Genomic DNA, 19,634 nt, shown 5'->3' with positions numbered 1-19,634 from the left:
GATCAGGCCGGCGTTCTGGGTCGCGACCGCGCTGGTCAGCTGGCTGGATGCCTGGCTGATCAGGTCGTCACTGCGCAGCGCCTGGTCCAGCGCGAAGACCTGGCGACCCGTGGAGGTGGTCAGGTCGGCGGCCGTCTGCAGGCCGAGCCCGTCGATGATCGGCGTGATCACGGCGGTGAACTCGGAGACGATCAGGTCCGGCCGGATCGTCCGGCCGAGGATGCTGGCGCGGGTGCTGTCGAGCTTCTTGACGTTTTCCACGGCCGCTCTCAGCCGCGGCGTGAGCGGCTGGTCGAGGCTCCTGAGGCTGAGGATGCGGTCGGTCGCCTCGGCGCTCTGCACCACGAGCTGCGGGCGATCGACGAGGCCGAACAGGTAACCGACCGAGAGCAGCCGTTCCTCCGACAGCTCCTGGACGGCGGAACCGACCTGGGTGGCCAGCAGGGCGGTGTCGGCGGTGGACTGGGCCTGCCGGGCCACGTCGATGCGGTTGACGACGATGGGCAGGGCGAGCGCGACCACCCCGAGCAGGGGGATGAGGACCAGCAGCGTCAGCTTGCCGAGGATGCGGAACCTACCGAAGAGCACCGGATTGCTCCCGCCGTGTCGGGTTGGCCTCGCCGTACGCCGGGGCCCGGGTGTCCGCCTCGGCGCGGCCGGAGTCGGGTGCGGTCGGGTCCACGCTCAGATCGCGAGTGCCCTTGTCCGGCACCGGGACGAAGATGCGCCGGCCTGTTCCGGTCAGCGGCGTCACCATGGCGGCGGCGACGAGCAGGACGGCCGCGGTGGCCGAGACCAGGGCCACGATCGTGTCGGTGTCGAGGTCGTCCAGCCGCTTGTCGAGCAGGGAGGTCATCTCCCGCGACACGATGCCGGAGAGGTTTGACAGGGAGGTCTGCAGCTGGCTCTGCGCGGTCGCCATGGTGGCCGTGTTCGGGGTGCCGCCGGGGTTGGCGCCGCGGGTCAGCGACTCCACCCCGCGGCGGAACGAGTCCAGCCCGGTGACCAGGTTGCCGCTCAGCGTCACGCTGCTGGTGTCGTCGACGGCGGCCTGCAGGTTGTCGGTGAGGTCGCCGACCGCCGAGTTCACCGACTCGACGGCGGCACCGAACTGCGGGGTGAGCTGTGCGCGCACCTTGGTGTCGGCGGTGGCCACCAGCTGGCTGAGGTCGCCCATGCGGCTGACCTGAATGACCGCCTCCGGCAGGTCGACGCCGAGGGCCTGCTGCAGGTGCGAGAGGTCGTTGTCGGGGTCGCGGATCAGGTGGGAGTTGTTGCGCACGGAGCTGTAGAGGGCCAGGGCGAGGTCGGTGACCTCCACGTGCGCCTCGAACACCGCCACGGGGTTGCCGGTGACCTTGGAGAGCTGGTCCATCTTCGCCCGCAGGCCGGTCCAGCGCTCCCGCGTGTTCAGCTCGATGCCCAGGCGCTGGTCGACGGCGGCGACGCTGTTGACCGCGGCACCCAGCGAGCCCGGCGCGGCCGACACTCCCGCCAGGGCCGAGGACTGGGCCTCGGCCAGCGCGCTGACCAGGGGCGCGAGGGCGGAGATGTACTCAACGCCCCGCTTTTCCAGCTCCGTGCTGTCGCGCTTGTCGGAGATGGTCCCCCACACGCTGGCGAACAGGATCGTCGCCGGAACAAGAATCAAGACCGTCAAAACAGCCGCCAGCGCCGTGCGCGTGCGGGTTCGCCGGTTGTCCACCGAGACTGCCATTGCCCATTCCTCCGCCATGCATCCGCGATAGACCTTGTTGGCGGCTACCCTCCGTAGCCAAGCGGGCGCACCGATCTGGGTCAATCTATCCGAGAAATAATCATGCGACCCCTTTCCAAGGGTCAGAGTTGGCTCGGCTGATCGGGGGATACGCCCGGCGGGCGTGGTGGTTGTACCGCGTTTCGAAACCGGCCTCGGCCAGCATCGGAACGGATAGAAGGCGGTGCTCGGCGGCGGCTGCCGGCCGCGCGGGGAACGGGCCTCGGGCGCCCGTTCGGCGTGTGTCCGGCAACACCCGAGAGCGTTCCACAATGGAGGGCACGGCGCTGTCCCAGACTGTCTCCGTTTGGTAACGAACACATTACGTAGCGCTAAATTCGCACCCAGAGTAACGAGACGGACACGGTGTCCGTCTCAGGATACGGACGATTTCGTGAGAAAACCCGCCCGGCGGACGCCGGGCGGGCTGTTCTGGCAAATGGGATCAAACTGCTAGAGGCGGCCGAGCGCCTTCCGGAGCGGGTCGAGGCCCAGGGCGCCCAGATCCAGGGCCTGCCGGTGGAACACCTTCAGGTCGAAGTCGGCCCCCTTGCGGGCCCTGGCGTCCTCGCGGGCCTGCAGCCAGATCCGCTCGCCCACCTTGTACGACGGCGCCTGCCCCGGCCAGCCCAGATACCGCTTCCACTCGAAGCGCAGCACGTCGGTGTCCATCCGGGTGTGCGCCCGCAGGAACTCCCAGCCCAGCTCGGGCGTCCAGCGCTCACCGGGGTGGAAGCCGAACGGGTTGTCGCGGGGGATCTCCAGCTCCAGGTGCATGCCGATGTCCACGATCACCCGGCTCGCCCGCAGCGCCTGCCCGTCGAGCATGCCCATCTTGTCGCCCGGGTCGCTGAGGTAGCCGAGGTCGTCCATCAGCCGCTCGGCGTACAGGGCCCAGCCCTCGCTGTGTCCCGAGCAGAAGCAGAGCAGCCGCTGCCAGCGGTTGAGCAGCTCGGCGCGGTGGATCGTCTGCGCGATCTGCAGATGATGCCCGGGCACGCCCTCGTGGTAGACGGTGGTCACCTCGCGCCAGGTGGAGAACTGCTTCTGCCCCTCCGGCACGGCCCACCACATCCGGCCCGGGCGGCTGAAGTCCTCGCTCGGCGCGGTGTAGTAGATGGCGCCGTCGCTCGTCGGCGCCAGGCAGCACTCGATGTCGCGGACCGGCTCCGGGATGTCGAAGTGGGTGCCGTCGAGCGCCGACACCGCCTTGTCGGCCAGCGCCTGCATCCAGTCCCGGAAGGCTTCCTTGCCGGGGATGCGCCGGGCCGGATCGGCGTCCAGCTTCGCGACCGCCTCGTCGACGCTCGCGCCGGGACCGGCGATCTCGGCCGCGACGACCCGCATCTCGCTCTCCAGGCGGGCCAGCTCCTCGAAGCCCCAGGCGTACGTCTCCTCCTGGTCCACGCGCGCGCCGAGGAAGTACTGGGACGCGCGGGCGTACAGCTCCGGCCCCGCCGCCTGCTTCTGTTTGCCGAGCGGGGCCAGCTCACCGCGCAGGAACGCGCCGAAGGCGGCCGTGGCGGCGGTCGCGGCCGCGGCGTTGCGCCGCACTTCCGCCCCGAGCGTTCCCTCGGCACCGAGGCCGTCGGCCAGCCGGTGGAAGAAGTTGTCCCGGGCCGGGTCGGTCCAGGCGTCGCACTGCTCGGCGACCTCGACCATCTGCATGCTCGCGCTGACGTTGCCGCGCGCGGCCTCCTCGAGCAGGGTCCGCCGATATTGCTCCAGCGCCCGGGGGAAGCCGGCGAGACGGGCCGAGATGTTCGAGGCCGCCTCCTCGCCCTGGGTCGGCATCAGGTCGAAGGTCATCCGCAGCCCGTGCAGCGGGCTGGCGATGACGTTGAGGCCGCTGGCGATGTCGCCGGCGTCGATGCGGGCGAGCTCGAGGCCCAGCCGCTCCTGCATGGCGTCCTTGGCGACGTGCTCGGCTTCGGTCTCCGGTTCCAGCGGGTCGAGCTCGGCCAACGTGCGCCGGGTCAGCTCGGCTTGGGCCGCGAAGCCTTCCGGTGACAAGTCGTCGAGTTCCCGGTCGTAGTCGGGAACGCCGATGAAGGTGGCGCCGGTCGGGTTGAGCGGAGCCCACTCGTCGACGTATCGGTTCGCGAGGTCGTCAATCTGTCCCACGGGCCGACCCTACGGTAGCCGCCGCCCCGGCGCGGTCCTTAGCTCCCACCCGAGTGGCCGGCGGTCCACTCCAGCAGGCGATCGGCCGGCCAGGAATTCACCACCCGGTCCACCGGTACGCCGCACAGCGCCGCGCGCTCACAGCCGTACCGTTGCCAGTCGAGCTGGCCGGGCGCGTGCGCGTCGGTGTCGATGCTGAACAGGCAGCCCGCCTCCACCGCCACGGTGAGCATCCGCTTCGGCGGGTCCAGCCGGTCCGGCCGTGAGTTGATCTCCACCGCCTTGCCGTGCTCGACGCAGGCGGCGAGCACCTTGCCGAGGTCGAAGTCGCTCGGCGGCCGGGTCCGCCCGGCCCGGTGCCCCCGGTCGCCGGCGCCGGCCGTGGCCACCTTGCGGCCCGTCAGGTGGCCGAGGATGTCCAGGTGCGGGTTCTCGATCGCGGCCAGCATCCGGCGGGTCATCTTCGCCGAGTCGTCGCGCAGGTTGCTGTGCACCGAGCCGACCACCACGTCGAGCCGGGCGAGGAGCTCGTCCTCCTGGTCCAGCGAGCCGTCGGCGAGGATGTCCACCTCGATGCCGGTGAGGACCCGGAAGCCGGGCGGGAGCGCGTCGTTCAGCTGCGCCACGTGGTCGAGCTGCTTGCGCAGCCGGGCCGCGGTCAGCCCGTGTGCCACGGTCAGCCGCGGCGAGTGGTCGGTGAGCACCAGGTACTCATGGCCGAGCTCGACCGCGGCCAGGGCCATCTCCTCGATCGGTGAGCCGCCGTCGGACCAGTCCGAGTGCGCGTGACAGTCCCCGCGCAACGCCTCCCGCAAGGCGGCCGCGGCGCCCTGCAGATCGGTGCCCTCGGTGGCTGCCAGCCGCCGCAGGTAGACGGGCTCCTCGCCGGCCAGCGACTCGGTCACGCAGCGGGCGGTCACGTCGCCGACGCCGGACAGCTCCGACAGGGTGCCGGCGGTCACGCGCTCGGTGAGCTCCGCCGCGGGCAGGGCGGCGACGGTCGCGGCCGCGGACCGGAACGCCTTCACCCGGTACGTCGCCTCGTTCGCCCGTTCCAGCAGAAAGGCGATGCGTCGCAGGTCAGCGACCGGGTCACGAGATGCCATGGCGCCAGACTAGGCGGTGTGGGAGCGTCCGGCCGCCTGGTAGGCCCTGGTGCGGTACTGCGCGTACGCCCGGGCCGCGTCGCGGTAGTAACCCCACGGCAGCTCGGTCGGCAGGTTCCCGATGGCGTCGAAGCGCTCGGCCGCCGCGGCGTGGTCACCGGCCAGGTGGAAGACGAGGGCGAACCAGCCGTCGGCGGTCTGGTGGCCGGGGATGCGGCGGAACTCCGGATGCCGGACGGACTTGTCCGCGGCCGCGCGCACCTCGGCGAGCACCTCCGGCCGGGCCAGGTAGTCCGCGGTCGGGCCGTCCGCCAGCAGCGCCGCCTCGAAGTGCGCCACCGCCACCATCGAGCCGAGGGTGCAGCCGGCCGGCATCCGCTCCACGGTGCAGCGCGCGAACTCCAGCGCCAGCTCGTCGCTGCCGCCCCACTTGGCGCACTTCTGCTGCAGCATCCGGGCGTGCGCGGACCGGTGCCAGCGGTGCCGGGCGACGACCTCCTTGAAGCGCCGCTCCGCCTCCTCGGCCCCGAGCCGGCGGCCGATCGCGGTGGTGATCAGCTCGGCCCAGGCGGTCGAGTCCTCGGGATCACGGATCACCGCCTGGTCCAGGCTGTCCTCGGCCACCTTGAGCCGCCCGAAGAAGGCGGCGAACTGCGCCTCGGAGACCGTGCTCGCCGCGCCGTTGCCGCGTGCCTGCCAGGCCCACTGGATCGCGTGCGCGCCCTTGACCAGGTGCGGCAGCGCCGACTGCGGCTCGGCGGCGAGCCACTGGCCGATCCACGGCTGCGGTCCGCCGCGGTCGGCGAGCACGCTCACGTAGAAGGCGCGCAGGTCCTGGTCCTCGACCGGGCCGAGCATGGCCGCGACGGCCGGCCAGTCGCCGCGGCCGGCCGCTTCGTCGAGCCGCCGGGCGGTCGCGTCGCCCAGACACGGGTCGATGACGGCCGCCGTTCTCTCGGCGCGCTTGAACGGCCACATGGCGATCGGACCTCCCCAACTCCGGACGGCATGGTAGACGCGCGCCGAACCGAGCAGGAAGGGGGCTGCCGGGAGCGGGATAGGCTCCGGCAAATGCGGACCATCGACTGGGCTGACGGTGCCATCGAGATCATCGACCAGACGGCGCTGCCGGGCGAGCTGCGCGTCCTGCGGATCACCACGGTGGCCGACCTGGTCGCGGCCATCCGGTCGCTGGCGGTACGGGGCGCGCCGGCGCTCGGTGTGGCCGGAGCCTTCGGGGTTGCCCTGGCAGCCCGGCAGTTCGCGACGGACGAGCGGGCGCGGGCTGACGCCGTACATCTGGTGGAGCATGCCCGGCCGACTGCCGTGAATCTCGCCCGCGGCGCGCGGCGGGCCGCCGCGCGGCTCGCCGCCGGGCCCGACGCGGTGCTCGCCGAGGCGTGCGCGGTGCGCGACGAGGAGGTCGCCGCCTCGGCCGCGATGGCCACCCTCGGCGCCGACCTGATCATCGAGCTGTGTGGCGCGCGGCCGCGGCTGCTGACCCACTGCAACACCGGCGGGCTGGCCGCGGTGACCGGCGGGACGGCCCTCGGGGTGGTCACCGAGCTGCACCGCCGGGGCGCACTGGCCGGGGTCATCGCCAGCGAGACCCGGCCGCTGCTGCAGGGCGCCCGGCTGACGGCCTGGGAGCTGCGGGAGGCCGGCATCGACTTCCGGGTCGCGGTGGACTCGGCCGGGCCGTTCCTGCTCGCCCGCGGCGAGGCCGATGCGGTGATCCTGGGCGCGGACCGGATCTGCGCCAACGGCGACGTGATCAACAAGATCGGCAGCTACGCGCACGCGCTGGGCGCCCGCCGAGCCGGGCTGCCGTTCGTCGTGGTCGCCCCGGAGTCGACAGTGGACCTGGACACCCCGGCCGGCGCCGCGGTGGAGATCGAGGACCGCGGCGCCGCCGAGGTCACCGCCTATTCGGCGGCGGTCAACCCGGCCTTCGACGTCACCCCGCACGACCTGGTGACCGCGATCGTGACGGACCGCCGGGTGGTCCGCCTCGACCGCGGCGAGCAGCTCTAGGAGGCCTCGGCCGGTCTAGGACGCCTCGGCCGGCTTCCAGGGCTTCATCCAGGGCGATTCCGGCCAGCCCTCGGCGGCGGCCATGATCGGGTACGCGGTCCCGCCGTCCACGGCCTCCCGGATGATGTCGGCGTGCCCCGCGTGCCGCGCGGTCTCCTGGATCAGGTGCAGCAGCACCCAGCGCACCGACCAGTTGTCCAGGTCCTTCGGGTTCCACGGCACCGAGTGGTCGACCGGCACGTCCTGGTCGAGGTCGGCGATCTCCGCGATGGTCTTCTCGGTGCGGGCGGCGATCCGCTCGTAGTTCGCGAGCACGTCCTCGATCGTCTCGCCGTCGCTGAGCGCGAAGTTCTCGGCGTACGCGTTGTAGTCCACCTCGCGGGGCTCGCGGCGGACGACGTCGATCCAGCTCTCCTCGGTGGACGCGCAGTGCTTGATCAGGCCGCCGACGGTGAGCGGGCTGGCCGTCGGCGCGGCGCGCAGCTGTTCCGGGCTGAGCCCGTACGCCGTCAGCCTGATGACGTACCGCATCTGGGCGAGGTACGCGAGCAGGCCCTCTCGCTCGTTGGCGATGGCACCGACCTGACCAGGCATGACCTGTCTCCTGTCCTCTTGTCCGGGGTTACCTCTTGTCCGGGGGTTACCTCGAAAGTCTAGGAAGAATTGCGGTCACTTCCTGGCCGCATTGCTTCGATCTTGCCGTCCCGTACCGCGGTGACCCAGCCGCCGGCCCGGCCCAGCGCCAGCAGCGCGCCCGGCTCCGCGCTCACCTCGACCGCCTCGCCCGGCTGCGGCGGCCAGGCCCGGCGCAGGTCGCTGGGCGCCCGCAGCCGCTCGGTGAGGACGGTGATCGGGTCGTCCGCCGCCAGGTCCCGGCCGTAGCTCTCGAGCTCCTCGACGATCCCGGCCAGCACCTGCCGGGCCGCCGGGGCGTTGCCGCCGCACATCGCCGCGATCAGTTCGGGCCGGGTGCCGGCCACCCGGGTGCCGTCCCGGAACGACCCGGCCGCCAGCGTGCCCGCCAGCGGGTTGTCGGCCAGCACGGTGCTCAGCGCCGCCGCCAGCAGGTGCGGCACGTGGCTGATCCCGGCGACAGCCCGGTCGTGTTCGGCCGCGGTGACGGGCACGACGCGGGCGCCCAGCCCGGTGCAGAGCCCGGCCAGGGCCAGCCAGTCGGCCAGGTCGGTGCCGTCGGACTCCAGGCAGAGCACCCAGGCGCAGTCGTCGAACAGGTAGGGGTCGGAGGCGGCGAAACCGGACGTCTCCTTGCCCGCCATCGGGTGGCCGCCGACGAACCGCCGCCCGCGGAGCAGGTCGCGCACCGGGCCCTTCACCGAGGTGACGTCGGTGATGAGGCCGGGGTGACCCGCGAGCTCAGCCAGCACGCCGGGGATCGCGGGCAGCGGCACGGCCAGCACGACCAGCTCGGCGCCCTCGACCGCCTCGGCGATGCTCTCGGCCACCCGCCACTTGCCCTTGATCGCGATGGTCCGGGCCTGCGGGTCGGCGGCCACCGGGACCTCGGCCGCTTTCGCCAGCCCGCGGGCGGCCTCCCTGGTGTGCCGGCCCAGGTCGTACCCGGCCACGTGGTGCCCGTGGGCGGCCAGGGCGCGCAGGAGCGAGCCGCCGATGAGACCCAGACCGATGACTGCGACGTTCACTCGGCAGACTCTCGCACACCCGATTGTCAGGCCTGGCAGTTGTGCGTTTTCTTCCACTTCGCGACCGTGGCGACCGGGCTCTTGTTGCCCTTCGCCCGCCACGACTTCAGGAACGTGGCCGGCCAGACGACGCCGCGGCGGACCTTCCAGTCGCCGGTCTCGGCGCACGGCGGGGAGATGCCGAAGTGCAGGTGGCAGACGTTGTTAGCGTTGCCGGTGTGGCCCACGTCGCCGAGTCGCTGGCCGGACTTGACCCGTTCCCCGGCCTTGATCCCGGTTTGGATCTTGCTGAGGTGCGAGCCGTAGTAGCGCACGCCGTCGTCGCCGAGGATCGACACCGACAGGCCGCCGTTCAGCGGTCCGTCCGGCGCACCCTTCACGTACGCGTCCTTGCGGCTCACCTCGAGCACGACGCCGGCGGCGGCCGCCACCACCGGCTCACCGCAGTCGGCGAAGATGTCCGTCGCCGGATACTTCGCGTGGGTCGGGTGGAAGGCCACGTTGGACGCCTTGACCGGGAAGGCGTACTCCAGCCCGGCCGGTGCCTCGGTAGGTGTTGTTGTCGGCTTCGCCGGAGCGGCCGAGGACGTCACGGTGCCCGCCGGGGCCTTCTCCGGGGCGGCCGCGCTCGGCGCGGGGACGGCCGGGACCGACTGCGCCGGCTCCACGAACTGCGGGGTCACGGTCGCCGCGGGCGCATCGCCGGGCGCGCCGCAGGCGGCGAGCGAGAGCGCCGCGGCGGTCAGAACCGAGAGGGTACGCAGGGGAAGCACCGAGCCATCCTGGCAGAAGCCATCCATCTCCGCTTGCCGGGCGCCGGTGGATAGGCTGGCGGGGGATCGTCTGACCCGCCGGATGGAGGCGACATGGCCGAACGACACGGGCCCTGGTCCACGGCGGCGCACCCGCCCGCCGGCTGGCTGCCCGACCGCCCGGCCGCCCCGCTGAGCCCACCCCCGCGGCCGGTCTACCGCGAGCCGCATCCCATCGCCGTCGGGCCGCTGCTCTCCGGCGTCGGCGCGACCCTGGTCTGGTTCGTCCTGTTCGGCAGCATCGGCCGCGATCTGGCCGGCTACGCGTGGTGGACGCTCACCGCGGCGCTCTCGGCCTGGGCGGTGGCCGCCGTGCTCGCCCTGCTCGGCGACCGCGGCGTCGCGACCGGGGTGTCGATGGCCGCCGGGGTCGGGTTGTCGATAGCCGGTGCCCTGGTGGCGGTCCGCTGGATCTCGTCCGGCGACTGGCCGCTGTGGTGAATGTCCAGCTCTGCACCCCTCTGTCAGCGACGAACTGTGCGGCTTTGGTGGCGCAGCGCACTCGGCCTTGACGAACGTCGCGCGGCTGGGCACGCTCGGCGCATGGCCCACGTACCGCAGCGGCTCGACCCCGATCGTCGCCGTCGCCGACTGGAGCTTCTGGCCGCGCTGGCCGATGCGAAGTCCGCCCGCGAACACAGCCAGCCGCAACGCTTGCGCGGTGCCCGGCTCCGCGAGCTCATCGCGAATCGCCGCCGCCACGCCAACTGAGATACACCCTTCGGGGCGTGGCGCGGCACTTGCGCCGCACCACCGGTTACCGTCAGGCGCTGAGGACCGCAGTTCCGTGGGGGGAATCGTGTCGACTTTCGCTGCCGCCGTCGCTCGGGGCAAGAACGGCTGGACGGCGTCCGAGCTCACGCTCACCGGCGCCGCCGACATCGACGAGGCGGTGGACCGGCTCCGCGACGCCGAGCCGGACGCCGATCTGTCGCTGCTGTTCGTCGAGGCCGACGATCAGTATCTGGTGATCCTGCGCCTGGACGAGGGCGAGGACCTGCGGGTGTTCGGCTCCGACTCGGCGTACGCCGACGAGTCGCGGCTCGGCGCGCTGCTGCTCGCCGACATCGAGGCGCCCGCCCTCGAAATCGACGATCTGGCCGCACCGCCGGCCGGCGACGACGAGGACGACCGACCGGCCGCCGACCCCGACGCCGACCCGGTCGGCGACGTCGAGCTGCTGGCCGACCTCGGGGTCAGCTCGCACCGGCTGCTGACGCTCTGCGGCCTCGAGGGCATGCTGCCCGCCGACGTGACCGCGGAGATCTGCCAGCAGCTCGGCTGCGGCGACGAGCTGGAAGAGCTGCGCGAGGCCTGATGCTCCGGCCCCGGCACGAGTCCTGGATGCGGCGGGCGCTGTCGGTCGCATCCTCCTCGGCGGAGGACGTGCCGGTGGGCGCGGTGATCTACGGCCCGGACGGCGTCGAGCTGGCCGCGGCCGGCAACGAACGTGAGCTGACCGGCGACCCGACCGCGCACGCGGAGATCATCGCGCTGCGGCGGGCCGCCATCCTCACCGGCAGCTGGCGCCTGACGGAGTGCACCCTGGTCGTGACGCTGGAGCCGTGCACGATGTGCGCCGGCGCGCTGGTCCTGGCCCGGATATCCCGGCTGGTCTTCGGCGCCTGGGAGCCGAAGACCGGCGCGGTGGGCTCCCTCTGGGACGTGGTCCGGGACCGGCGCCTGAACCACCGCCCAGAGGTCTACGCGGGCATCCTGGAGGACGAATGCTCGGCCCTGCTGAAGGACTTCTTCCGGGATCGCTAGGCGATCGCGGTGTCCAGGCCGATCTGCACCATGTCGGAGAAGCCCTGCTCGCGCTGGGCGGCATCCATCTTGTCGCCGCGCTTGATGTGGTCGCTGACGGTCAGGATGGTCAGCGCCTTGGCGCCGTAACGGGCCGCGATCGTGTAGATGGCGGCCGACTCCATCTCGACGGCGAGCACGCCATAGTCGGCGAGCGTGTCATAGAGGTCGGGCCGGTCGGTGTAAAAGGCGTCCGCGGCCAGGATCGGACCCACCCGCAGCGCGATGCCGCGCCGGTCGGCGACATCGGCAGCGGTACGCAGCAGCGAGAAGTCCGCGACCGGCGCGTAGTCGACGAGCCCGTCGAACCGCACCCGGTTCATATTCGAATCGGTAGCGGACCCGATGGCGGCGATGACGTCACCAAGGTTGAGATCCTCGGCCAGCGCCCCGCAAGAACCGATCCGGATCAGCGACTTGGCGCCGTACTCGTTGATCAGCTCGTGGGTGTAGATGGACGCCGACGGCATCCCCATGCCGGACCCCTGGACGGAGACAGGCACGCCCTGCCACGTTCCGGTGAAACCCAGCATGCCCCGAACCTGCGTGTAACAGACGGGATCCTTCAGGAACGTCTCGGCGATCCACTTCGCCCGCATGGGGTCACCCGGTAGGAGAACCCGCTCGGCGATGTCGCCCGGCTGCGCGCCGATGTGCACACTCATGCCCGGAGATCCTGCCAGGCGGGCCGAGGGCAGGCGGCACGACCTCGCGCTTTGCTTCCAGAGGTAACCCGGCGGCGGGGTCCGTGGGGCGTCAGGTAATCTACTTCGCGGTGGTGTGTCCGAGCGGCCTAAGGAGCACGCCTCGAAAGCGTGTGAGGGTGCAAGCCCTCCAAGGGTTCAAATCCCTTCACCACCGCCAGCACGCAGGGCAGACGCCCGGTGACTCCAAGTGAGCCACCGGGCGTCTCTCTGTCTGGTCTCAGTTGGCCCGGGGTCGGCGGTCCGGATGCAGCCCGCAAGCCTCAACACCCGGACTACGGCCGACTTCAGGCACACGAGACGTGCGCCTACGCCTGGACCTGCCGAGCGAGCGACTATCACGAGCCTGAGTGATCCTTGCCCTGGTCAGCCCACAGCGCCCCTTCCAGGGGTTGGAGGCACTTGCCGGGGGTAGCGAGATCCAGTTGCTTCTGTGCTCGCGGCGTGGCGCGCCGCTACGATCGCTTAGCCGACTAGATCGAGAGGGGTATCGCGTCACTTGGACTGCTTGCCGGAGTTCGATCCGACGACCGGGTTTCTCCCGCCGGGTCGGTACTCGGCTTCCCTCGACGATCTGTACGCAAGGTTGGTGCGGTCCACCGGCTCTATTGCACGGCAGGAAATCTGGAGAGAATGGGATGACCACCGCACGATAGTGGGAGCACTGGCAGGGGAGATCACTCGCATGTGGGTCGGGGGTAGTTTCGTCAGCAGCAAGGTGGAACCGAGCGACGTGGATGTTACCTATCTGCTGCGAGCAGAGGCCTTCGACCGTCTGGACGCGGAGACGTTGGCAGACCTTGACGATCTGACGCTGCGAGGTTGGTGTGTGAAACGAGGCATGCGGGTCGATGCCTACCTGGTCCGACTCCCGGAGAACCGGCCGGTGTCACAGATGATTACCAGCATGCTGACCCAGGCCGATGCTGCGTCGTTCAGAGATGTCGGCATCTACGACGAATTTTGGCAGCGGGTCAAGCCGACCGCCGCGAACGGAATTCCGGGCGCGCTGCGCCGGGGATACGTGGAGGTGCTGCTGTGACACCGACCGTTCCTGTGCCTGAGTCGCCCGACCGAGACTCCGCACGCGAGTGGATGAGGCAGATGCGGAACGCACTTCCGTACGAGACTCGGGAATCGTCAACCACTCCGGAGGAGTTCGCCGAATTTCAACGGAGCCGACTTCTGCAGGCCGCTGAGGAAAATTCGGACCGAGCCGTCAGGAGGCGTATCGAGGTTGCCCTCACTGGGGAAGTGACTGCCGATCACTTGGTGCCGGTATCGACATTGGGTTCCTTTCTGACCAATCTTCAAGAGTCGATTTCGGCTGTGGCGCAGGCACTCGGGGGGCGCCCGACGAATTTCGCTGCTATTCCTCGCGAGATTCGTGATGCTACTGCGCTCAGTGCTGTGGCCACCTTCCCCTCGTCGTTCGGTGTGGCGATGTATGGGCCTTCCATCGATTCGGAAGAAAGCGGCCTGTTGGCGGACTGGGTCGGAGAATTCCGGACGATTCTTGATGAAGCCGTGGAACGAGTGCTGAACATTGTCGACCTCTCCGAGGGTGCGAGCCCGTCCGATGAGCTGCTGGCTGAACAACTTGCCCCACTCGGGCCGCGGTCAATGAAGCATATCGGCGCCTTGACAGCAGGGCTCAGCAACGCCGGAGTCGGCATGCGGGTCGCCTGGTATGCCCCGGGTGGACAGGCTAGGCGCAGCAATTGGAGCGCGTCAGGTGTTCAGCGGGTTCGGTACCTGTGCGAACACAGTGATTTCGCTGAAGCTGAGCGGGTTACTGTGGCGGGGTTGCTCGGCTCGGCCAGTGCATTCCGCAGCAGGGTCGAAATCAGAACCGACGGTGGCGAGATAATTCAGGCCAGCACGAGCGAAGAACTCACGAGTCACCTGGAAAGGTACTTCAACAAGCGAGTTGAAGCCGAAATTGAGGTGACCAGGGTTAGATTCTCCGGTGGGCGGGAGCGGACTATCTATTACGTCCTTGAATTGCGTAATATTTGATTAGCTGGCCCGCGCGAATTGTCAACGACCGATCGTCCCGAAGGTGTTCAGTACATTCGCATCAGTGAATATGATACCCGCCATCTCGGTGCCGGCCAGCCGCCAGGTGTCGGTCACCTGCTCCGCGCCCGCACATGGCGGCTCTTCGGGCCGTACCGGCCGGTCGAGTTCGGCGAGGAGCTCCAGCACCTGGCCGATCACGGCCTGATCCGTCCACGTGAGCTGCTTCTTATGGTCCAGGTTGAGCTGCATCGTCCCCGATGGCTCGGGCAGCGCGCCGGGGTGACCGGATCGGCGGAGGTCTCGCGCACCACTGCGTCGACCTGCGACTGCTGGCCGTCCACGCTGAGACGGACGCTCGCCCAAGGTAGCAACGGCTAGGCCCCCGAGAACCGCCGGTGCGGACGAAACCGCCGGCCACCGTGGCGTCGACGCGCGTCGGCTCTTCCTTTTCGCGGGAGGGTGTCGCCGACGGCTGCGATGCCGGGGCTTTGTCGGGCGGCATACCGCGGTTCGCGGCCACGATGCCGCCGGCGGCGAGCACCGCCACCGCGACCGCCGCGGCCGCGCCTGCTACGGCGAGGTGCCGTCGCCGGGCCCCCGCTCGGCGAAGCACGTCGGGCAGGGGGTCGGGGTTCCGCAGCCCTACCTCGGCGACCGCCTCGTCCAGCAGTGCGCGGATCCGCTCCGTCATGGTGCTCTCCGTTCGTCCGGCGTTCTGGTCCACCAGGACAAAGGCATTGGGAGGCCCGGGGGTTCCAATTCGATAGCGTCCCGGCCGCCTCGGCGGGAATTGATCGTGGAGGGCGACGGAATCGGGTCGGACAGGCCGGGCGCAGGTCCGTACAGTGAATTTATGCGAACGTCTCTCGTCGCGCCGACAGCCGCCGTTCTTGTGCTGTCTCTCATTTCTGCCGCGCCGGCTTTCGCCGCGCAGGCCGCGGACACCGCGCCGCCCCAGCTTCACTCGATCACCTTCGCGCAGTCCTCGATCACCGTGTCCGGTCTCCAGACCCGGTTCGTGGGTGTGCGGGTGCGGCTGACCGACGAAACGGGCGTCCAGCCCAGGGAATATTCGCCAGGCGAGGAGTTGGCATCCCCGCTCCTCACGGTGAACGCGTCGCCGAACAGCAACGTCCTGCTCCGATTGGCGGAGGGCACCGAACAGGACGGCATCTGGACCGGATCCATCCCGGTCACGTCCGCCTGGCGCGGGAAGATCGAGCCCATTCAGATCTTTGCGTACGACCAGAAGCTCCAGGCGCTGACCGTCGATCCGCGGACGGTGGTCGACACGCCGAGTCTGCGGGTGCGGAGTTCGCATCGCCCGGCGATCGACATGACCTTCTCCCCGGAGCCGGCCCCCGCCGGCAAGCCGGTCACCCAGCGGATCCGGGCCTGGGACACCACCACCGGCAAGCCCTGGGCCAATCTGCCGCTCCGGCTCGGCATCGACACCGACTGCGTGGAGTCCTCCACGGGGGTGGCCGCGCGGACCCGAGCGGACGGCACCTACCAGCGGACCCTCAGCGCCGAACGGTGGCAATGGGCGCAGTGCGTCTGGGTGCCCGGGATCAATCAGCCGACCATGCCGTACCCGCCGACGATGATCGCGTCCGACAGCGGTGGCGTTCGGACCCAGCGTTACTCAGTCAGCGCGACGCCCGCCGCCAAGTCTGTGCCGGCCGGCACGAATGTCAACGTCAACGGCAGCGCCACTCCCCTGCACAAGGGCAAGTTCATGCATCTGCAACGGCTCTATGCCGACAAGACCTGGCGCAAGGTGAGCACCGGCACGGTACGGGCCAGCGGCCGGTTCACGATCGTGGCGTCCCCGCCGGGCAAGGCCACATATTCCTACCGGGTCTACGCGCCGGGCGACACCTACGCGGTCGGCGGCATCTCGAAGGTCTTCACCATCCGCGGGACCTGAGCGCATTCGCGGGACCTGAGCGCATCCGCGGGACCTGAGCGCATCCGCGGGACCTGAGCGCATCCGCGGGACCTGAGCGCAGGGAGGCCGTGCTGGTCAGCCGGCGCGCAGCTGGCTCCGTAGCCACCGGGGGTCCGGGTTCACGTGCGGGCTTCCCGCCAGGATGACCGTCGGGACGGTCTCGTTGCCGTCCGCCACCGCACGCACCGCCGCCGCGCCTTCCGGGTCCTTCCAGATGTCCACCCAGTAGGCGCGGCGGGACGTGACGCCCAGCGTCGCGCGCAGGCGCATGCAGAACGGGCAACCGGGGCGCCAGTAGACGATGGCTCGCCCGTCCGCGGCGCTGCGGCGCTGGGCTTCGGCGGCCGGCATCGAGCGGGGGAAGATCAACGGCGACACGAACGCCGCCAGCAGGGCGAAGGCGAGGAAGAAGAACACCGACTCGCCGATGATCCAGAGCAGGACGCCGAGCACCAGGAACAGGCCGGCCGAACCCCATCGACGAAGCATGGCCGGAACGCTACGCGAGTGCTGCGGGGCGCCGCGACTGGCCGTAGGGTTCCCAGTCGTGCCTACCGCGATCTCGTTGTTGCTGCTCATCGCGGTGCTGGGCTTCGCGGTCGTGCGGCCCGGTGGCCTGCCCGAGGCGGCCGGTGCCGTGCCGGCCGCCGTGCTCACCGTCGTGGCCGGGCTGGTGCCGTGGCGCGACGCCGTCCGCGAGCTGGCCGACCTCGGTCCCACCGTGGGCTTCCTCGCGGCGGTCCTGCTCCTCGCGTACCTCGCTGACCGGGCGGGTGTGTTTCGCTTCGCCGGCGCGATCGCGGCGCGCTGGAGTCGCGGTTCGCCCCAGCGGCTGCTCGGGCTCGTCTTTGTCATCGCCGCCGCGGTCACCGCCGCGTTGAGCCTCGACGCCACCGTCGTGCTGTTGACGCCGGTCGTCTTCGCCACGGCCTCCGCGCTGGCGGTCCGGCCCAAGCCGCACGTGTACGCCTGTAACCACCTGGCGAACTCCGCGTCGCTGCTGCTGCCGGTCTCGAATCTCACCAACCTGCTGGCGATGTCCGCGGCCGGGCTCTCGTTCCTCAGCTTCGCCGGGCTGATGGCACTGCCCTGGCTGGCCGTCATCGGCGTCGAGTACGTGATCCTGCGCCGCTTCTTCGCCGACGACCTGGAGACGCCGCCGCATCGGCCGCCGGTCGAGCCGGTGCGGGCGCCGCGATTCGCGCTGGCGGTGCTCGGCGTGACCCTGGTCGGCTTCGCCGTGGCGTCACCGGCCGGCGTCCATCCGGCCTGGGTGGCGTTGGCGGGCGCGCTCGCTCTCGCCGTACGGCTCAGAATTGGCGTGCCCACCCTGGTGCGCAAGGCGAATCCGGGGTTTTGCGCTTTTGTCTTCGCGCTCGGCGTGGTCGTGCTCGGGGTGCGCCGGGGCGGCTTCGGCACGCTGGTCGACCGGGTCGCACCGCACCGCGCGGACCTGCTCGGGCTGCTGCTGATGGCCTTCCTCGCGGCGGTGCTGGCGAATCTGCTCAACAATCTGCCGGCGACCTTGATGCTGCTGCCGTTCGCCGCGCACACTCCCGGGCTGGTGCTCGCCGTGCTGCTCGGCGCCAATATCGGGCCCAATCTCACCTATGTCGGTTCACTGGCCACCCTTTTGTGGCGCCAGATCCTGCACAAGAGTGGTCACCCGCCCGTGACGGGTGAATTTCTCCGGCTGGGTGCGCTCACCGTGCCGGCCTGTCTGATCGTCGGGGTGGCGTCACTGTGGGTGAGTCTGCGAGTGTCGGGGTTGTGAGGATCCTGGTGTGGGTGGCGGAGGGCACCTGGCCGGCGTGTGTCGATGCCGTGCGTCCGCTCGACGGGGAGGTGACGCTGCTGCATGTCGTGGATGTCGCGACGGCCGCCGCGCTGAGTGCCCCGGTGGGCCTGCTCGGGCGCTCCGGCAGCGCCGATCAGGCCGAGTTTCTGCTGGCCCGGGCCGAGACAGAGCTGTTGGACGCGGCGGCGGCCCGGCTCGGCCGGGACGCCGGGCGCGAGGTCCGGCGGGGCCGCCCGGAGCGTGAGGTCGTGGCCGCCTGCGCCAATGTGGATCTGCTCGTGCTGGCCCGCGACGGAGACCGCCGCCGGCTCGGGCCGCGCAGTCTGGGGCACCACACCCGCTTCGTGGTCGATCACGCACCGTGTCGGATTTTGCTGGTGTGGCCTGAGACGACACCGGGGCTCGGCACCCTTCCGCCACCCCCTCCCCATGATCAAATTCGCTGATCAGGTGACGGACGCGTGTCGGTACCGTTTCGTCCCTAGCGGACCGGCGTTGTTACCTGCGAAGATTACCCATAGTCACAGTAAGTACGCCGCCCTAATATGTCGCGTCTTTGCAAGACGTAGCGCCGAAATCCACCGGATCGGACACCCGACCCAACCTGGCGGCGAAAAAGTTTCACAAGACGGCCTCGCGCAGAGACGTCGATGTCTGGCCTAAGGTTGGTCCCGTGAGAGTTGAGCATCACTGGTGGAATGGTGACATCCGGCTCCAACGCCGTGATGTCTACGTCCGCACCGACGGAGAAGTCTGGGAGGTCGAAGCTCAGATGGGCGGGCCTCAGGGCAAATCCAAGGTGCAGCAGTGTCCAGGAAAGGCGTCCGCGCTGATCCTGGCCGACGCGTGGCGCGGTCCACGCTGGCAGTGGCGCAAGCTCTAGGCGCCAGGAGCCGGGCTGTGCCGCACTCTTGAACTTCTCGGCCAGCCATATATGTCGAATCGGGTCGGATCCCTGCCGGGGTCCGGCCCGATTCTGTTAGAAACCCCTTCGTGCGTCCCGCTGCCGGTCAGGTCCTGCACTTCTCCGAAAACCCGCGCATCACCAGCTTCGTGCCGCATGTCGCGGTCACGGCGCAGCAGCCCGAGCCGTACGTCTGGGCGGTCGACGCCGAGCAGGCGCCGGCGTACTGGTTCCCCCGGGACTGCCCCCGCGTGCTGGCGTGGCCCGGCCCGCGGAGCACCGCGGCCGACCGCCGCTTCCTCTTCGACCGGCGCATGCATGCCATCGAGTACGGCTGGCTGCCGGCCCTGCAAGCCGTCCGGCTGTACGCGTACCGCTTCGACGCGGCCCCGTTCCGTCCCTTCGGCTCGCCGCAGCCGCACGCGATGGTCGCGACCGCCCCGGTGATCCCACTCGGCCCCGCCGAGCCTGTCGGCGACCTGCTCGCCCTGCACGAGGCCGCCGGCATCCAGTTCCGGCTGGTCGCCAACCTGTGGTCGGTCATGGACGAGATCGTGGCGAGCACGCTGCGGTTCAGCGGGATCCGGCTGCGCAACGCCAAGCCGCGAAAGTGAAACCAGCGGACGAACTGTCCGCCATCGGCTGTTCGGGTGGATCTACGCTGTGAACCCGATAACCAGGACGAAAGTGATGCCATGCAGGCCACCGTGACTGACATCCGCTCCGACGTCGCCGTGCTGCGCCTGAGCGGCGAACTCGACGCCGACACCGCGACCAGACTGCACGAACTGCTCGCCGAACTGCTGGAACGGCAGGTCCCGCGCATCGTCGTGGACCTCTCGGACCTCAAGTTCTGCGACTCCGTCGGGCTCAGCGCGTTCATCACCGCCAAGCAGGTCATCGTCGCGCGCGGCGGCTGGCTGAGCTTCGCGGGCGCCAACAAGTTCCTGGTCACG

At 70.2% G+C, this 19,634-nt stretch carries 24 protein-coding genes and 1 tRNA gene; 14 read left to right on the top strand and 11 right to left on the bottom strand.

Translation table 11 applies throughout. The features are described 5' to 3' along the window. From DMB66_RS04630 to DMB66_RS04610, 5 genes are all read right to left on the bottom strand, one after another. A partial coding sequence (locus DMB66_RS04630) for a nitrate- and nitrite sensing domain-containing protein (protein ID WP_199751959.1) occupies window positions 1–588 on the bottom strand: 588 nt, incomplete at its 3' end. Next, a complete protein-coding gene (locus DMB66_RS04625; protein WP_233624302.1) occupies window positions 575–1,717 on the bottom strand; it encodes a hypothetical protein in 1,143 nt (380 codons plus the stop codon). The genes DMB66_RS04630 and DMB66_RS04625, both read right to left, overlap by 14 nt. Window positions 1,718–2,209: 492 nt before the next feature. Beyond that, complete coding sequence (locus DMB66_RS04620; RefSeq protein WP_125802744.1) at window positions 2,210–3,880, bottom strand: DUF885 domain-containing protein; 1,671 nt, start codon at window positions 3,878–3,880, stop codon at window positions 2,210–2,212. Window positions 3,881–3,918: 38 nt separating this feature from the next. Beyond that, window positions 3,919–4,986, bottom strand: a complete 1,068-nt coding sequence (locus DMB66_RS04615) for a PHP domain-containing protein (protein ID WP_125802743.1) — start codon at window positions 4,984–4,986, stop codon at window positions 3,919–3,921. A gap of 9 nt (window positions 4,987–4,995) precedes the next feature. Next, window positions 4,996–5,964 (bottom strand): DUF4034 domain-containing protein, encoded by a 969-nt coding sequence (locus DMB66_RS04610; protein WP_125802742.1) that lies wholly within the window; start codon window positions 5,962–5,964, stop codon window positions 4,996–4,998. 93 nt (window positions 5,965–6,057) lie between these two features. On the opposite strand from DMB66_RS04610, the gene mtnA reads away from it, so the two are divergent. Then, complete coding sequence (gene mtnA, locus DMB66_RS04605) at window positions 6,058–7,020, top strand: S-methyl-5-thioribose-1-phosphate isomerase (protein ID WP_125802741.1); 963 nt, start codon at window positions 6,058–6,060, stop codon at window positions 7,018–7,020. A gap of 15 nt (window positions 7,021–7,035) precedes the next feature. On the opposite strand, the gene DMB66_RS04600 is transcribed toward mtnA, so the two are convergent. The 3 genes from DMB66_RS04600 to DMB66_RS04590 are packed head-to-tail and all read right to left on the bottom strand — an operon-like array spanning window position 7,036 to window position 9,454. Beyond that, window positions 7,036–7,614 carry a DinB family protein gene (locus tag DMB66_RS04600; RefSeq protein WP_125802740.1) on the bottom strand — a complete coding sequence of 193 codons (579 nt, stop codon included), beginning with the start codon at window positions 7,612–7,614 and terminating at the stop codon, window positions 7,036–7,038. 59 nt (window positions 7,615–7,673) lie between these two features. Beyond that, a complete protein-coding gene (locus tag DMB66_RS04595; protein ID WP_125802739.1) occupies window positions 7,674–8,681 on the bottom strand; it encodes a prephenate dehydrogenase/arogenate dehydrogenase family protein in 1,008 nt (335 codons plus the stop codon). A gap of 26 nt (window positions 8,682–8,707) precedes the next feature. Continuing rightward, window positions 8,708–9,454, bottom strand: a complete 747-nt coding sequence (locus DMB66_RS04590) for a M23 family metallopeptidase (RefSeq protein ID WP_233624301.1) — start codon at window positions 9,452–9,454, stop codon at window positions 8,708–8,710. A 93-nt stretch (window positions 9,455–9,547) separates the two neighbouring features. Between DMB66_RS04590 and DMB66_RS04585 the strand changes: the two genes are divergently transcribed. The 4 genes from DMB66_RS04585 (at window position 9,548) to tadA (ending at window position 11,260) form a co-directional block, all read left to right on the top strand. Then, window positions 9,548–9,934 carry a hypothetical protein gene (locus DMB66_RS04585; RefSeq protein ID WP_233624300.1) on the top strand — a complete coding sequence of 129 codons (387 nt, stop codon included), beginning with the start codon at window positions 9,548–9,550 and terminating at the stop codon, window positions 9,932–9,934. Between the two features lie 102 nt (window positions 9,935–10,036). Next, entirely contained in the window at window positions 10,037–10,204 is a 168-nt protein-coding gene (locus DMB66_RS62430; RefSeq protein WP_199751956.1) for a hypothetical protein, read from the top strand. Window positions 10,205–10,292: 88 nt separating this feature from the next. Next, window positions 10,293–10,811 (top strand): tRNA adenosine deaminase-associated protein, encoded by a 519-nt coding sequence (locus DMB66_RS04580; RefSeq protein ID WP_125802737.1) that lies wholly within the window; start codon window positions 10,293–10,295, stop codon window positions 10,809–10,811. Then, entirely contained in the window at window positions 10,811–11,260 is a 450-nt protein-coding gene (tadA, locus tag DMB66_RS04575) for a tRNA adenosine(34) deaminase TadA (protein ID WP_125802736.1), read from the top strand. The genes DMB66_RS04580 and tadA overlap by 1 nt, the downstream gene beginning before the upstream one ends. Here tadA and deoD read toward each other — a convergent pair. Then, entirely contained in the window at window positions 11,257–11,964 is a 708-nt protein-coding gene (deoD, locus tag DMB66_RS04570; protein ID WP_125802735.1) for a purine-nucleoside phosphorylase, read from the bottom strand. The two genes, tadA and deoD, sit on opposite strands and share 4 nt — an antisense overlap. A gap of 109 nt (window positions 11,965–12,073) precedes the next feature. On the opposite strand from deoD, the gene DMB66_RS04565 reads away from it, so the two are divergent. From DMB66_RS04565 to DMB66_RS04555, 3 genes are all read left to right on the top strand, one after another. Further along, a tRNA-Ser gene (locus DMB66_RS04565) sits at window positions 12,074–12,163 on the top strand. Window positions 12,164–12,511: 348 nt separating this feature from the next. Next, a complete protein-coding gene (locus DMB66_RS04560) occupies window positions 12,512–13,045 on the top strand; it encodes a hypothetical protein (RefSeq protein WP_125802734.1) in 534 nt (177 codons plus the stop codon). Between the two features lie 212 nt (window positions 13,046–13,257). Beyond that, window positions 13,258–14,022, top strand: coding sequence for a hypothetical protein (locus DMB66_RS04555; RefSeq protein ID WP_199751951.1), 765 nt, complete (start codon window positions 13,258–13,260; stop codon window positions 14,020–14,022). A 21-nt stretch (window positions 14,023–14,043) separates the two neighbouring features. On the opposite strand, the gene DMB66_RS04550 is transcribed toward DMB66_RS04555, so the two are convergent. Continuing rightward, entirely contained in the window at window positions 14,044–14,274 is a 231-nt protein-coding gene (locus tag DMB66_RS04550) for a hypothetical protein (RefSeq protein WP_125802733.1), read from the bottom strand. 604 nt (window positions 14,275–14,878) lie between these two features. On the opposite strand from DMB66_RS04550, the gene DMB66_RS04545 reads away from it, so the two are divergent. After that, a complete protein-coding gene (locus DMB66_RS04545; RefSeq protein ID WP_125802732.1) occupies window positions 14,879–15,955 on the top strand; it encodes a hypothetical protein in 1,077 nt (358 codons plus the stop codon). Window positions 15,956–16,051: 96 nt separating this feature from the next. Here DMB66_RS04545 and DMB66_RS04540 read toward each other — a convergent pair whose 3' ends face one another. Further along, complete coding sequence (locus DMB66_RS04540) at window positions 16,052–16,465, bottom strand: glutaredoxin domain-containing protein (protein ID WP_125802731.1); 414 nt, start codon at window positions 16,463–16,465, stop codon at window positions 16,052–16,054. A gap of 58 nt (window positions 16,466–16,523) precedes the next feature. Between DMB66_RS04540 and DMB66_RS04535 the strand changes: the two genes are divergently transcribed. From DMB66_RS04535 to DMB66_RS04515, 5 genes are all read left to right on the top strand, one after another. Continuing rightward, on the top strand, window positions 16,524–17,750 hold the full coding sequence (locus DMB66_RS04535) for an ArsB/NhaD family transporter (protein ID WP_125802730.1): 1,227 nt from the start codon (window positions 16,524–16,526) through the stop codon (window positions 17,748–17,750). Continuing rightward, entirely contained in the window at window positions 17,747–18,220 is a 474-nt protein-coding gene (locus tag DMB66_RS04530) for a universal stress protein (RefSeq protein WP_125802729.1), read from the top strand. The genes DMB66_RS04535 and DMB66_RS04530 overlap by 4 nt, the downstream gene beginning before the upstream one ends. Before the next feature lie 227 nt (window positions 18,221–18,447). Further along, window positions 18,448–18,657: a hypothetical protein gene (locus DMB66_RS04525; protein WP_125802728.1), complete on the top strand. Its 210-nt coding sequence runs from the start codon at window positions 18,448–18,450 to the stop codon at window positions 18,655–18,657. Between the two features lie 110 nt (window positions 18,658–18,767). Then, window positions 18,768–19,292 carry a DUF6886 family protein gene (locus DMB66_RS04520; protein WP_125802727.1) on the top strand — a complete coding sequence of 175 codons (525 nt, stop codon included), beginning with the start codon at window positions 18,768–18,770 and terminating at the stop codon, window positions 19,290–19,292. Window positions 19,293–19,373: 81 nt separating this feature from the next. Then, a partial coding sequence (locus DMB66_RS04515; RefSeq protein ID WP_148112716.1) for an STAS domain-containing protein occupies window positions 19,374–19,634 on the top strand: 261 nt, incomplete at its 3' end.

It is taken from the genome of Actinoplanes sp. ATCC 53533 (assembly GCF_003947245.1).
Note: the sequence above shows the minus strand (reverse complement) of the source record. Positions and strands in the feature narration are given on the sequence as shown.

Coding starts and splice junctions, on each gene's coding strand:
- DMB66_RS04625 (WP_233624302.1), bottom strand. CDS start 1,717: ATGGCAGTCTCGGTGGACAACCGGCGAACCCGCACGCGCACGGCGCTG.
- DMB66_RS04615 (WP_125802743.1), bottom strand. CDS start 4,986: ATGGCATCTCGTGACCCGGTCGCTGACCTGCGACGCATCGCCTTTCTG.
- DMB66_RS04610 (WP_125802742.1), bottom strand. CDS start 5,964: ATGTGGCCGTTCAAGCGCGCCGAGAGAACGGCGGCCGTCATCGACCCG.
- mtnA (WP_125802741.1), top strand. CDS start 6,058: ATGCGGACCATCGACTGGGCTGACGGTGCCATCGAGATCATCGACCAG.
- DMB66_RS04600 (WP_125802740.1), bottom strand. CDS start 7,614: ATGCCTGGTCAGGTCGGTGCCATCGCCAACGAGCGAGAGGGCCTGCTC.
- DMB66_RS04585 (WP_233624300.1), top strand. CDS start 9,548: ATGGCCGAACGACACGGGCCCTGGTCCACGGCGGCGCACCCGCCCGCC.
- DMB66_RS62430 (WP_199751956.1), top strand. CDS start 10,037: ATGGCCCACGTACCGCAGCGGCTCGACCCCGATCGTCGCCGTCGCCGA.
- tadA (WP_125802736.1), top strand. CDS start 10,811: ATGCTCCGGCCCCGGCACGAGTCCTGGATGCGGCGGGCGCTGTCGGTC.
- deoD (WP_125802735.1), bottom strand. CDS start 11,964: ATGAGTGTGCACATCGGCGCGCAGCCGGGCGACATCGCCGAGCGGGTT.
- DMB66_RS04550 (WP_125802733.1), bottom strand. CDS start 14,274: ATGCAGCTCAACCTGGACCATAAGAAGCAGCTCACGTGGACGGATCAG.
- DMB66_RS04545 (WP_125802732.1), top strand. CDS start 14,879: ATGCGAACGTCTCTCGTCGCGCCGACAGCCGCCGTTCTTGTGCTGTCT.
- DMB66_RS04540 (WP_125802731.1), bottom strand. CDS start 16,465: ATGCTTCGTCGATGGGGTTCGGCCGGCCTGTTCCTGGTGCTCGGCGTC.